The following is a 12327-nucleotide window of genomic DNA, read 5'->3' on the forward strand; positions in this document are numbered from 1 at the left end:
GGAACTTCCGGTAGCTCCTCCCGCCCTCTACCGTTCTGCGACATGAGCACCGGACACCCCTGGAAACGTCGCATCGGACTGCCCCGACGGGTGTTCTCCCAGGTGCTGCTGATGCAGCTGGCCATCGCCGGCGGAGTACTCGTCCTGGCCACCGGCCTCTTCCTGCGCCCCCTCGGCGCGCAGCTGGACGACCAGGCCATGCGCCGTGCCCTCGCGATCGCCGAGACCACCGCCTCGCCGCGGCTCGCGGCGGAACTGCTCGCCTCGCGGCCGACAGCGGGCGGCCCCGTCCAGGCCGAGGCCGAACGCATCCGGCGTGCGACCCACGCCGAGTACATCGTGGTCATGGACGTGCACGGGATCCGGTGGTCGCACACCACCCGCTCGGAGATCGGCCGCCCCGTCTCGACGAGCGCCGACGCACCGCTGGGCGGCCAGGAGGTCATGCAGATCGACAGCGGCACCCTCGGCCGGTCCGCCCGGGGCAAGGTCCCGCTGCGCGACAGCCACCACCGGATCGTCGGCGCGGTGTCGGTCGGCATCAGGTACGACAGCGTGCGCGCGAATCTGCTCGCGGCGATCCCGGGGCTGCTCGCGTACGCCGGCGGGGCGCTCGCCGCCGGGGCTCTCGCCGCGTATCTGATCTCCCGAAGGCTCCAGCGGCGGATGCACGACCTTGCGTTCTCCGACATCTCGGGGCTGCTCGCCGAGCGTGAGGCGATGCTGCACGGGATCCGCGAAGGCGTCGTCGCGCTGGACGGCGGCGGCAGGATACGGCTCATGAACGACGAAGCCCAGCGGCTGCTGGACCTCGGTCCCGAGATCATCGGGCTCCCCCTGGCCGAGGCGCTGGGCGAGGGGCGCACCACCGATGTGCTGGCGGGCCGGGTCACGGGCGAGGACCTGCTGGCGGTACGGGGCCGCCGCGTCCTGGTCGCCAACCGGATGCCCACCGACGACGGGGGCGCCGTGGCCACCCTCCGCGACCGGACCGAGCTGGAGCGGCTTGGCCGTGAACTCGACTCCACCCGCGGGCTGATCGACGCCCTGCGCGCCCAGGACCACGAGCACGCCAACCGGATGCACACCCTCCTCGGCCTCCTCGAACTGGAGATGCACGACGAGGCCGCGGAGTTCATCACCGAGGTGGTCGGGGTGCACCGCACCACCGCCGAGCAGATCACCGAGAAGATCCACGATCCGCTGCTGGCGGCCCTGCTGGTCGGCAAGGCCACCGTGGCGGCGGAGCGCGGGGTCACCCTGCGCCTCACCCCGGAAACGCTGCTGCCCGACCGGCTGGTCGACCCGCAGGGCCTGGTGACGATCGTGGGCAATCTGGTGGACAACGCCCTGGACGCGGTATCCGGTTCAGCCGGCGCGCGGGTGGAGGTCGAGCTGGTCACCGAGGGTCATACGGCCGTACTGCGGGTCTGCGACACCGGCGCGGGGATACCGGAGGAGCAGCATGAGCTGATCTTCACGGAGGGCTGGTCGACCAAGAAGCTCCCCGCGCACGGGAAGCGCGGCCTGGGCCTGCCGCTGGTGCGCAGACTCGCCGAGCGGCAGGGCGGCAGCGCCGGGGTCGGGGCCGGCGCCGACGGTGGCGCCGAGTTCACCGTCGTACTCCCGGAAGCGCTGACCGGACAGCGGACGGCGGCCCGGGAGACGGCGGGCTGACTACTGGGCCTCAGCCTGGGCCTTCGCCCCGGCCGGCGTCGCCTCGATCAGGCCTCGGCCTCGGCCTTCACCCCGGCCAGCGTCGCCTCGATGCCGTTGCGCAGCAGCGCCAGTCGGCCGGCGATGATCTCCTCCTCCTTCTCGGGATGCTTCTCGACGAAGGCCTGCAGCGGGCCGGGGGCCTCACCGATCCGCATACCGTGCTCCAGACGGGTGCCGGACCCTCCCGCTACCGGTTCCAGCGTGTACGTCCATATGGCCAGCGGGCCGCCGTCGCGCCGGTCATCGGCGTAGACGACCTCCCACCGGAACGTACGGGGCTCCTCGATCTCCGCGATGCGGCTGACGGTGTGCCACTCCCCCAGCCCCTCGTTGCGGTTGCGGCCGGAGAAGCACGCGCCGACGGCCGGACCCTCGGCGCCGTCCAGCCACGCCACCTCCTGCAGTTCCGGGCTGTGCCGGGCCGAGGTGGTGATGTCCGACACCAGCCCCCACACCTGCTCCGGTGCAGCGGCGATCTCGATCTGGCACTCGACGTGCGGACCATCGGCAAGACGCATCGTTCAACCTCCGGGGAGCGTTCCGGGCCGCACACAGCCGAGGCTCTGGCTCGGATCCTGGACACGGGATCGCGGCGTCGGCCAGGGTAGTTGATGGCGCTCGCGGCGGTCCCAACGCCCCGGTGGCGACGAGGCCTTGGGCCGCTGTACCGGCGGTGCCGCGGTTCTTCCGCCGACGAGGTACGGCACCCGGGCCGGGACGCCCACAACTGGTGCAGGCGAGCCCGCCCCGGGCCGGGTGGGGTCAGTTCCAGAAGCCCTCGTGGACGGCGCGCGCAGCGTCCATGTCGACGGGTCCGACGACCGGCAGCTCGCGCTGTCCCGCTGTGAAGACGTCACGGCAGGGCAGGGCCATGGTGGGGTTCTCCGGGTTGGCTCCGGTCATGGCCAGCAGCTGGTCCTCGCCGAGTGCGTAGACGACACGGCCGATGTTGGACCAGTAGATCGCGCCGGAGCACATCGCACAGGGCTCGGTGCTGGTGTAGAGGGTGCAGGTGCGCAGGAACTCCGCGTCGTACGCGGCGGTGGACCGGCGCACCAGGTTGGTCTCGGCGTGGCCGGTGGCGTCGCGCTCGGTGGTGACGGTGTTCTCCGCCTCCAGCAGGATCACGCCGTCGGGGCCTGCGAGCACCGCGCCGAAGGGGTGGTTGCCGGCGGCACGGGAGCGCCGGGCGACCGAGACGGCGGTGTGCAGGTGCTGTACGTCGCCGGCGGAAGCGGTCTCTGCGGGGACCTGGACGGTGGTCATACAGGAATCTCCTCAGGGTTGGGGTCGGGGTTGGAGTTGGAGTCAGGGTTGGGGCTGGAGTCAGGTTCGGGGTTGGAGTCGGGTCCGACGGGCCTGCCGGTGCGGGGTGCGCCTGCGCGCCGCAGTACCCGTGCGAGCAGGAGGTGGATGAGCCCGGCCGTGGCAAAGGCGACGGCCGCGGCACAGGGCCCCAGGGCGGGATGGCTCCGGGCGATGGGCCCGGTGAAGACACCGGGCTGGCTCATGAAGGGAACCGCTGCGGCGATACCGAGCAGCCAGGACACGAATCCCGCTCCGAAGCGGCCGGGCCGGCCGCCGGCGGGGGCTCCCGCGAAGAACCGGTGTACGAGCATGACCGCGATCCAGGGCGCGATCCAGTTGCCGAGCAGGATCAGGAAGTTCTGGAACGATTCCCAGTAGTTGCCCTGCCCTGCCGCCCAGCCGATGGCCGAACCGATCGCACCGACGACCAGGACGGCCTGCCAGCGGGCCATCCGTACCCCGACCACCAGCCAGGCCATCGCACCGGAGTAGCAGTCCAGACAGCTGGAGGTGATGGTGGAGATGCCCAGCGCCAGCATCGTCAGCGCCCCGAGTGCGGACGGCAGGACGTGGGTGACGAGGTCGGTGGGGGTGCCGACGAAAGTGAGCGTGCCGATCGCCGCGCCCAGACTCGCGATCCACACCGAGCCGAGCAGTGCGCCTCCGAAGGCGTTGCCGAACAGCTTGCGCGGGGACGTACCGGCCGGCATGTAGCGGGTGTAGTCCGCGGAGTAGGAGGAGAAGCTGAGCGAGCGCGCCGCCTGGACGGCGACCGTGAGCGCGAACGCCCCCGCGAACCCGAGCGGGCCCGCCTTGTGCGCGTCGAAGGACGAGCCCAGGTCGCTCTTGGCGAATCCGTAGAGAGAGACGCCGACGAACAGGAGCGGCAGGACGACCGCCATCGCCTTCTGCACCAGGTGGATGAAGCTGTATCCGAGCAGCGCGATGAGGACCTGACTGACCGTCACGATAGTGAAGGCCAGGCCGAATCCGGCGCCCAGCAGGGACTGCAGGGCGAAGGAGCCGAGTACCGAGTTCACGGCGAACCAGGCGCACGCCTTGAAGAAGACCAGAACTGCGGGGACCGCGCTGCCGAGTCGGCCGAGCGGGCCGCGTGACTGGACGAGCAGCCCCACACCGGCCCGGGGTCCGAAGGTGGACATGGCACCGATCGCGGCGGCGCCGATCGCGCTGCCGAGGACGATCGCCGCGAGGGCCTGCGGCCATCCCAGTCCGAAGGCGGCGGTGGCGAGCAGACCGCTGCTGAGGCTGGAGAACTGGACGTTGGAGCTGAACCAGAGGGTGAACGAGGCGCCGGAACCACCGGTGCGCTCGGCGTCCGGGATCGGTTCGGCCCCGGACGTCTCGACAGTGGTGGCGGCGCGGACGGCACGGGTGATGCGACCGTACTGGGCCATGGGAGCCCCAATCCATCGATCATCGGATTCAACCTGCCCGGACTAGTGCCCGGACAGATGACGGGATTGCTGCAGCACCGGAAGTAGACCAGCGGGCACGGCCGGCGGGGCAGGCTACGAGAGTGGGAATCCCGAGCCGGAAACAGCACCCGGCTCGTACGATCGTCGGAATCAGCGACACCGGAACCAGGGAAGCCCAGAACCAGAAGTCACCATCGGGGAACCGGGAAGTCAGGCGCCCCACCCTGGATCAAGCCCACCGAATCAAGCCCACCGAAGGACACAGAAGGCAGAGTGAGCGTGTGAACGTCGCGGACCTGCTTGACCTGCCGGACCTGCGGCTCGAACTGCTCACCGGGGACGCCGACGCCCTCCGACGGGAGCTGCGCTGGGTGTACGCGACGGATCTGCTGGAGCCCGAGGCGTTCCTGACCGGCGGCGAACTGGTGCTGACCAGCGAGGGCTGGTTCCGGGAGCCCGCCGACTGCGCCCTGTTCGCCGCTTCCCTGGCGGCGGGCGGAGCTGCCGCCGTCATCGCCGGTGATCTGCTGCTCGGCGAGGTACCGCCCGCCCTGGTCGAGGCGTGTGCCCGCCACGGTCTCCCTCTGCTCGCGGCTGCCGCCGAGGTGTCGTACAGCAGCCTTTCGCGCACCGTCATCGACCGCATCAACCGCGAACGCGGCCAGGAGCTCGGCGAGATACTCGGCCGCCACCGGCGCCTCGTCCAGGCCCTCATCGACGGCGCCGACCTCGGCGGACTCACCGCCATGCTGGCCACCGAACTGGGCCGCGACTGCTGGGTCCTCTCACCCGCCGGCCGCCTCCTCGCAGGGTCGCCCACCGCGCTGCCGGTCCGGGGCCGCACGGCGCTGAGCGCGGCCGCCCTGAGCGCCGGACGGCTCCCCGCTACGGTGAAAGCCGACACGGTGAAAGCCGACGCACCACAGGCCGGCCCCGCCTCAGCTGCGGACCGCCGGCAGGCTGCCGCGCGCTACACCGTCCTGGCGATCGGCCGGCGCGGCAGCGGCGGCGGGCACCTCGTGGTGGCCGGAGAACTCCTGGCCCCCGAGGACTTGGAATCAGCCGTCCAGACGGCCGAACTGCTCGCGCTGGGCGGGGCCCGACGGGACGAACGTCGCCGCACCGAGCAGCGCTTCTTCGCCGAACTCGTCGCGCTCGCCGAGTCCGGCGCACCGGCCGCGGTGCTGGCACCCCGGCTGCGCGCCGCCGGGCTGGCGGTCCAGGGCCCCTACCTGGTCATGACCGCCATCAGCCGGGGGAGCCTGCGGCCCTGGGACCTGGCCGCCGACCTGATCGAGAGCGCGCTCGACCACGACCCGCAGGCCCGTACCGTCGTCGCCGGCGACCACAGCGGTCTGACCGTCCTCGCCTCGCTCGGCGACACGATCGACGACGACCTGAAGCTGGCAGAGCTGCTGCGCGAGCGCTTCACCGCGCTCGCGGGCGCAGCCGAGGGCGGCCGGATCTCGTTCGGCCTCAGCGGCACCGTCGCCACGCCGGACGACATTCCCCGGGCCCTGGAAGAGGCCCGGCACGCCGGACACCTGGCCGGACTGGGATCCAAGCAGCTCTCCCTGGTCACCGCCCGCGACCTCGACTCGCACCTCCTGCTGCTCGCCGGAGTGCCGGTCGAGATCAGACGGGCCTTCCGCAGACGGCTCCTCGGGCCCCTGGAGGAGTACGACCGCACCCACGGCGCGGAGTTCCTGCGGACCCTCGAAGCCTTCCTGGAACACAACGGCGCCTGGCGCACCACAGCCGCCGGACTCCACATCCACGTCAGCACCCTGCACTACCGCATCGGCCGCATCGAACAGCTCACCGGCCGCGACCTCTCCCGCGCCCGCGACCGCGTCGACCTGCACCTCGCCTGCGCCATCACCGACACCACGTCCTGAAGAGCCGTCGCACCACGGTCACTGATCCCTCGGCACCGGTCGTCCAGCGGGGCTCAGCGGACCTCAGCGGGCTTCAGCCGACTCAGTGGGCCTTCTTCGCGAACTCCGTCGTGTACGTCTTGGACAGGTCCACCGTGGCGTTCTTGAGGTTGGGGTTGAACGCCTTGAGCACCTTCTCGACCGTCTCGGGGCCGTTGGCCGGCATCACACCGTCCTTGGTGAACATCGGCAGGGTCGCCTTGATCGACTGCGCGTAGAGGCCCTTGCCGCCCTGGGCGTAGTCCGCAGGCATCTTCGCGGCGATCTCCTCGGGCGAGTGCGACGACATCCATTTCAGGGTCTTCACGAACGCGTTGGCCAGCTTCTGCACCGCCGGCTTGTGACCGTCGACCCAGTCGGCGTTCATGTAGAGGCTGGACGAGGGGTAGGGGCCGCCGAGCGCCGCCTGCGAGCCCTCGGGGGTGCGCATGTCGACAAGGACCTTGCCGAGCTTCTGGTCGATGATGTTCGCGACCGTCGGGTCGGTCGTCATACCGCCCTGGATCGAGCCCTGTTTGAGCGCGGCGATGAACGTCTGCCCCGCGCCCACGGCGACGGGTGTGAAGTCGCTGCTCTTCCCGCCCGCGCGGACCGCCAGGTACTTGGTGAGGAAGTCGGTGGACGAACCGAGGCCGGTGACGCCCAGCTTCTTGCCCTTGAAGTCCTTGGGTCCTGTGAGGGATCCGGCGGCCTTGTTGGAGACCACCTCGACCTCGCCGGGCGCATGCGAGAACTGCACTACCGACTCCACGTACTTGCCCTTGGTCTGGAGATCGAGGGTGTGGTCGTAGAAACCGACGGTGCCCTGAACGTCCCCGGAGACCAGCGCGGTCTCGGCCTGGACCCCCGCGGGCTCGGTCAGCAGCGAGACGTCGAGGCCCTCGTCCTTGAAGTATCCGAGCTGCTGGGTGAGCATCGCCGGCAGATAGATGACCTTGTCCAGGCCGCCCACCATGATCTTGATCTTGCCGGTGTCCTTGCCCTCACTCGGGGAGCCGCCGCCGCAGCCGGTGAGCGCGGTCAGCGCCAGCACACCTGTCACCGCGACTGCCGAAACTCTGCTGATGCTGCGCATGTTCATCACGTCCCTGTGATTTGTACGGAATTGCTCTGTAACGAATTGCCAGGAGGGCCGGGTCCGGGTCCGGTTCCCGTTCCGGTTCTTGTTCCGGAGGTGCCGGGTCCGCGAGCAGCCGGCAGTGCAGCGCCCTCAGCGCTCGCTCCCCGCATCCACCGGCCGCCACCTGAACAGCCGCCGCTCGCCGAAGGTGAGCAGGCCTTCGGTGATCAGAGCGACGATCGCGAGGATCACCATCGCCGCGTACACACCGGCGGCGTTGAAGGTTCCCTGGGAGGCGGATACCAGCAGTCCGAGGCCCTTGGTCGCGCCGATGTACTCGCCGACGATCGCGCCGATGAGGGCGAAGCCGAAGCTGACGTGAAGGCTGGTGAAGATCCAGGAGGTGGCGGAGGGGATGACCACCTGGAAGGTGACACGCCGGTTGCTCGCGCCGAGGATCCGGGCGTTGGCGACCAGGTTGCGGTCGACTTCCCTGGCGCCCTGGAAGGCGTTGAAGAAGACGGGGAAGAAGACCAGCACCACGGCGGAGGCGACCTTCGAGGCCGGGCCGAGCCCGAACCAGATGAGGAAGACCGGCGCCAGCACGATACGCGGAATGGCGTTGAGGACCTTGATGTACGGGCCGAGCACATCGGAGAGGAACCGGATGCGGCCGAGGGTGATACCCAGGACCACACCGGCGATCACACCGACGACCCAGCCGAGCAGTGCCTCGTACATCGTGTACCAGATCTGTTCCCAGAGGGATCCCTGGGCGGTGCCGTGCAGCGCCCACTCCCGTATCTGGTCCCAGATCTTCGACGGCATCGAGAAGTTGAAGGGGTCGATGACCTTGGCGCGGGCCAGGATCTCCCAGAGGGCGATCACCGCGATCAGCAGCAGTGCACGGGTCACGTACACCACCGCGCGGCGGTTGCGGGCGGCACGCTGACGCTCCTCGGTCCGGCCGGTCCTCTTGTCGAGGGTGGCCACCGGGCCGACGGACGACAGGGTGGTGGCGCCCGGTACGGGCTCCGTCTCAGGCGGCATCAGCGGCACCTCGCTCACGGGTGATACGGACTTCCTCGCCCAGCGAGGCCCAGATCTCGCGGTAGATCTCGACGAACCGTGGTTCGAGCCGCACCGCCTCGACCTTGCGGGGCCTGGGCAGATCGATCTCGAAGACCTGTTTGACGGTCGCCGGACCGGCCGTCATCACCACCACCCGGTCGGCGAGCGCGATCGACTCCTCCAGGTCGTGGGTGACGAAGACGACCGAAGTACCGGTGCCCGCGCAGAGTTCGAGGAGTTCGTCGGACATCAGCGCCCTGGTCTGGACATCGAGCGCGGAGAACGGCTCGTCCATCAGCAGGATCTCGGGGTCGTTGACAAAGGTCGCGGCGAGCGCGACCCGCTTGCGCTGGCCCCCGGAGAGCTGGTGCGGGTAGCGGTCCTCGAACGAGGAGAGGCCGACGCGGGCCAGCCACTCGCGGGCCTTCTCCTTGGCCTCGGCCTTCGGTGCGCCGCGGAAGCGCGGGCCTGCCATCACATTGGACAGGACGGTCCGCCAGGGGAAGACGGCATCCTGCTGGAAGACGAATCCGACCTTGTCGCCGATGCCCCGGACCGGCTCGCCGGCCACCAGCACCTCGCCCTCGGTGGGCTCTTCCAGGCCGCTGACCAGGGTCAGCGTGGTCGACTTGCCGCAGCCCGTGGGGCCGACGACCGCGACGAACTCACCGCGCCCCACGGTGAGATCCAGGTCCCGCACCGCGGTGTGCGGCACCCCCGACGGGGTCTGGAAGACCTTGCTGGCGCCCCGCAGCTCAATGGCGGGGCTCGTGTCTGTGCTCATGAACCGGGACCGTAGATGTGGCACACAGCACAGCGGCAGCCTTGTGGGCGCAAGGCAGTCTTCTGCCTGCAAGAGACTGTTGTGCTCGTTTTGCGCGCGCTACAACTACGTGGTTAACAAGAACGTCTCAGACCGGTCATGACAGAGAGCAGCCCGATGATTGATGTATTGGTGGTCGATGACGACTTCCGTGTCGCTGAGATCAACGCTGCGTACGTGGGGAAGGTTCCCGGATTCCGCGTCGCGGCCCGTGCGCACAGCGCCGCCCAGGCCATGGCCGCACTGGAACGCGAACGCATCGATCTGGTCCTGCTCGACCACTATCTGCCGGACGAGACGGGGCTCTCCCTGGTCCGGCGGATGCGGGAACTGGGCCACCACACCGACGTGATCATGGTGACTGCGGCCGGCGATGTGGCAACCGTGCAGGCCGCCATGCGCCATGGCGCCCTGCACTACCTGGTCAAGCCGTTCACCTTCTCGGTGCTGCGGTCCCGGCTCGAGGGCTACGCGGCACTGCGGCGCACCGTGAGCCGCGTCGGGGGCAGCGGGCAGAGCGCGGGGCAGGAACAGGTCGACCGGATCTTCGGCGCGCTGCGGACCACCGGGCCCGCAGCGTCCTCGGGGCTGCCGAGCGGGCACTCCGTACCGACATCCGACCTGATCCGCGAGGTCCTGACAGGCGCCCGGCAACCGCTGTCGGCGCACCAGGTGGCCGCCCGGACGGGGCTGAGCCGCTCCACGGCACAGCGCTACCTGCGCCAGCTGGAACAGACGGGGCGGCTCAGACTGACCCTCAAGTACGGGGACACGGGGCGGCCCGAGCACCGCTACGCCTGGGCCGCGCCCGGATCAGACGGCCCCGGCACCGGTGAGTGACCGCACTTCCGTCTCGGCGTGCCGGGCGGCGTCCGGCGGTTCGGGCGAGGTGACCGTACCGAGCCATCCCGCGAGGAAGCCGAGGGGGATGGAGAGCAGGCCAGGATTCTCCAGGGGGAAGAACTGGAAGTCCATGCCGGGGAAGAGCGAGGTGGGGCTCCCGGAGACGACCGGCGAGAGGACCACCAGGACGACCGCGGGGATGAGCCCTCCGTACACCGACCAGACCGCGCCGCGCGTGGTGAAGTTCCGCCAGAACAGCGAGTAGAGCAGCACCGGGAGATTGGCCGATGCCGCGACGGCGAAGGCCAGCCCCACCAGGAACGCGACGTTCAGGTCCTTCGCCAGCAGGCTGAGCCCGATGGCCACGGCTCCGATTCCGGCTGCCGCGACCCGGGCGACGGCCACCTCGCTGCGCTGCTTGGCACTGCGGCGTCCGAGGGTCGCGTAGAGGTCGTGGGCGACGGAGGCCGACGAAGCCAGCGTGATCCCTGCGACGACGGCGAGGATGGTGGCGAAGGCCACGGCGGCGACCACGGCGAAGAGGACCGTCCCTCCGGTCGACCCCGCTCCCCCGCCGACCTCCAGAGCGAGCAGCGGTACCGCGGTGTTCCCCGCCGGGTTCGACGCCCGCACCCGGTCGGATCCGACGAGCGCGGCCGCACCGAAGCCGAGCACGATCGTCATCAGGTAGAAGCCTCCGATGAGCCCGATCGACCAGACGACGGAGCGGCGGGCGGCGCGGGCGGTGGGCACGGTGTAGAAGCGCGACAGGATGTGCGGCAGCCCGGCCGTTCCGAGGACGAGCGCAAGACCGAGGCTGATGAAGTCGATGCGGGAGGTCCAGTCCCCGCCGTACTTGAGTCCGGGAGCCAGGAACTTCATGCCGTGGCCGCTGCGGTGCGCGGCTGACTCGAGCAGCTGGTTGAAGTCCCCGTGGAAGCGCACCAGGACGAGCACCGTGAGCAGGATCGATCCTGTGATCAGCAGGACGGCTTTCACGATCTGGATCCAGGTGGTGGCCCGCATCCCGCCGAGCGTCACATAGATCACCATCAGCGCCCCGACGCCGATCACGGCCCAGGTCTGGGCCGCGCCGCTGTTCCCGCCCAGGAGGAGCGATACGAGGCTCCCCGCACCGACCATCTGCGCCACCAGATAGAGCACCGACACCGTGACGGATGACGAGCCCACCGCGATCCGCACCGGGTGTTCGCTCATCCGGGCCGCCACGACATCGGCCAGCGTGAACCGGCCGCAGTTGCGCACCAGTTCGGCCACCAGAAGCAGAACGACCAGCCAGGCGACGAGGAAGCCGACCGAGTAGAGCATGCCGTCGTAGCCGAAGAGCGCGATCAGTCCGGAGATCCCGAGGAAGGACGCCGCTGACATGTAGTCGCCGGCGATGGCGAAACCGTTCTCCATCGGGGAGAAGAGGCGCCCGCCGACATAGAACTCCTCCGCCGAACCATGCCTGTTGCGGCTCACCCAGGTGGTGATCGCGAGGGTGGCCGCGACAAAGACGCTGAACAGCAACAGTGCCAGGGTCTGGTGCTGCGTGGTGATCACGTTGCTGCTCAACGGCTGATCCCTCGTGTCAATTCCTGTGTGTCCCAGCGGAGATCGAGCGCCGCCCGGTCCCTGCGGAGCCGCGCGTGACGGGTGTAGGCCCAGGTGAGCAGGAAGGTGGAGAGGAACTGCCCGAGCCCCGCCAGCATCGCCACATTCACCGCTCCGGCCACCGGGCGCGCCATGAACCCCGGTGCGGCCGTGGCCATGACGACATACGCGAGGTACCAGGCGAAGAACGCGCACACCGCGGGGACGACGAACCTCCGGTAGCGGCTGCGCACTTCCTGGAAGGCAGCGCTGCTCTGCACTTCCAGATAGATGTCGGCCGCGCTGCGTCCCTGCTCCGGGGCGGCCTGCGCCGGTACAGCCGCGGGGACACCGGTGGCGTCCAACTCGCCCCAGCCGGAGGCCAATGAGTCGTACCAGGGGTCGTCCAACCGCACCTCAGCGGCGTCGAGCCCGTCGTCCTTCTCCACCGAACACCCTCTCCCTGTGCGCGACCGCTTCAGCCGCGTGCCCAAGGATGGGTATTTCGCAGGACATCCGAACCCTTATCGC

The 12327-nt window shown here is 69.8% G+C and carries 11 protein-coding genes; 3 read left to right on the forward strand and 8 right to left on the reverse strand.

What is annotated here, in order from left to right; translation table 11 throughout:
- The first annotated feature begins 42 nt into the window (after window positions 1-42).
- Window positions 43-1677 carry a sensor histidine kinase gene (locus OG210_RS04255; protein WP_328332304.1) on the forward strand — a complete coding sequence of 545 codons (1635 nt, stop codon included), beginning with the start codon at window positions 43-45 and terminating at the stop codon, window positions 1675-1677.
- 47 nt (window positions 1678-1724) lie between these two features.
- Here the strand turns inward: OG210_RS04255 and OG210_RS04260 are convergent, their stop codons facing one another.
- The 3 genes from OG210_RS04260 to OG210_RS04270 all read right to left on the reverse strand — a co-directional run bounded on the left by OG210_RS04260 (window position 1725) and on the right by OG210_RS04270 (window position 4445).
- A complete protein-coding gene (locus OG210_RS04260) occupies window positions 1725-2237 on the reverse strand; it encodes an SRPBCC family protein (RefSeq protein WP_328332303.1) in 513 nt (170 codons plus the stop codon).
- A gap of 244 nt (window positions 2238-2481) precedes the next feature.
- Window positions 2482-2985, reverse strand: coding sequence for a nucleoside deaminase (locus OG210_RS04265; RefSeq protein ID WP_328332302.1), 504 nt, complete (start codon window positions 2983-2985; stop codon window positions 2482-2484).
- Window positions 2982-4445 carry a cytosine permease gene (locus tag OG210_RS04270; RefSeq protein ID WP_371535023.1) on the reverse strand — a complete coding sequence of 488 codons (1464 nt, stop codon included), beginning with the start codon at window positions 4443-4445 and terminating at the stop codon, window positions 2982-2984. Before OG210_RS04270 ends, OG210_RS04265 begins: the two co-directional genes overlap by 4 nt.
- Before the next feature lie 302 nt (window positions 4446-4747).
- Between OG210_RS04270 and OG210_RS04275 the strand changes: the two genes are divergently transcribed.
- On the forward strand, window positions 4748-6364 hold the full coding sequence (locus tag OG210_RS04275; protein ID WP_328332300.1) for a helix-turn-helix domain-containing protein: 1617 nt from the start codon (window positions 4748-4750) through the stop codon (window positions 6362-6364).
- 82 nt (window positions 6365-6446) lie between these two features.
- Here the strand turns inward: OG210_RS04275 and OG210_RS04280 are convergent, their stop codons facing one another.
- From OG210_RS04280 to OG210_RS04290, 3 genes are all read right to left on the reverse strand, one after another.
- Window positions 6447-7478: an ABC transporter substrate-binding protein gene (locus tag OG210_RS04280; protein ID WP_328332299.1), complete on the reverse strand. Its 1032-nt coding sequence runs from the start codon at window positions 7476-7478 to the stop codon at window positions 6447-6449.
- A gap of 135 nt (window positions 7479-7613) precedes the next feature.
- A complete protein-coding gene (locus tag OG210_RS04285; protein WP_328332298.1) occupies window positions 7614-8513 on the reverse strand; it encodes an ABC transporter permease in 900 nt (299 codons plus the stop codon).
- A complete protein-coding gene (locus OG210_RS04290) occupies window positions 8503-9318 on the reverse strand; it encodes an ABC transporter ATP-binding protein (protein ID WP_328332296.1) in 816 nt (271 codons plus the stop codon). The genes OG210_RS04285 and OG210_RS04290 overlap by 11 nt, the downstream gene beginning before the upstream one ends.
- Window positions 9319-9474: 156 nt before the next feature.
- Between OG210_RS04290 and OG210_RS04295 the strand changes: the two genes are divergently transcribed.
- A complete protein-coding gene (locus OG210_RS04295; protein ID WP_371535024.1) occupies window positions 9475-10197 on the forward strand; it encodes a response regulator in 723 nt (240 codons plus the stop codon).
- On the opposite strand, the gene OG210_RS04300 is transcribed toward OG210_RS04295, so the two are convergent.
- Both OG210_RS04300 and OG210_RS04305 read right to left on the reverse strand, forming a co-directional pair.
- Window positions 10171-11763, reverse strand: a complete 1593-nt coding sequence (locus tag OG210_RS04300; RefSeq protein ID WP_328335638.1) for a cation acetate symporter — start codon at window positions 11761-11763, stop codon at window positions 10171-10173. The genes OG210_RS04295 and OG210_RS04300 overlap by 27 nt on opposite strands.
- Before the next feature lie 11 nt (window positions 11764-11774).
- Complete coding sequence (locus OG210_RS04305; protein ID WP_328332292.1) at window positions 11775-12245, reverse strand: DUF485 domain-containing protein; 471 nt, start codon at window positions 12243-12245, stop codon at window positions 11775-11777.
- Window positions 12246-12327: the final 82 nt, after the last annotated feature.

Origin of the sequence: Streptomyces sp. NBC_00466 (assembly GCF_041433995.1) — a bacterium.
In the GTDB taxonomy this organism is placed as follows: Bacteria; Actinomycetota; Actinomycetes; order Streptomycetales; family Streptomycetaceae; genus Streptomyces.

Coding starts and splice junctions, on each gene's coding strand:
- OG210_RS04260 (WP_328332303.1), bottom strand. CDS start 2,237: ATGCGTCTTGCCGATGGTCCGCACGTCGAGTGCCAGATCGAGATCGCC.
- OG210_RS04290 (WP_328332296.1), bottom strand. CDS start 9,318: ATGAGCACAGACACGAGCCCCGCCATTGAGCTGCGGGGCGCCAGCAAG.
- OG210_RS04280 (WP_328332299.1), bottom strand. CDS start 7,478: ATGCGCAGCATCAGCAGAGTTTCGGCAGTCGCGGTGACAGGTGTGCTG.
- OG210_RS04285 (WP_328332298.1), bottom strand. CDS start 8,513: ATGCCGCCTGAGACGGAGCCCGTACCGGGCGCCACCACCCTGTCGTCC.
- OG210_RS04265 (WP_328332302.1), bottom strand. CDS start 2,985: ATGACCACCGTCCAGGTCCCCGCAGAGACCGCTTCCGCCGGCGACGTA.
- OG210_RS04270 (WP_371535023.1), bottom strand. CDS start 4,445: ATGGCCCAGTACGGTCGCATCACCCGTGCCGTCCGCGCCGCCACCACT.
- OG210_RS04255 (WP_328332304.1), top strand. CDS start 43: ATGAGCACCGGACACCCCTGGAAACGTCGCATCGGACTGCCCCGACGG.
- OG210_RS04295 (WP_371535024.1), top strand. CDS start 9,475: ATGATTGATGTATTGGTGGTCGATGACGACTTCCGTGTCGCTGAGATC.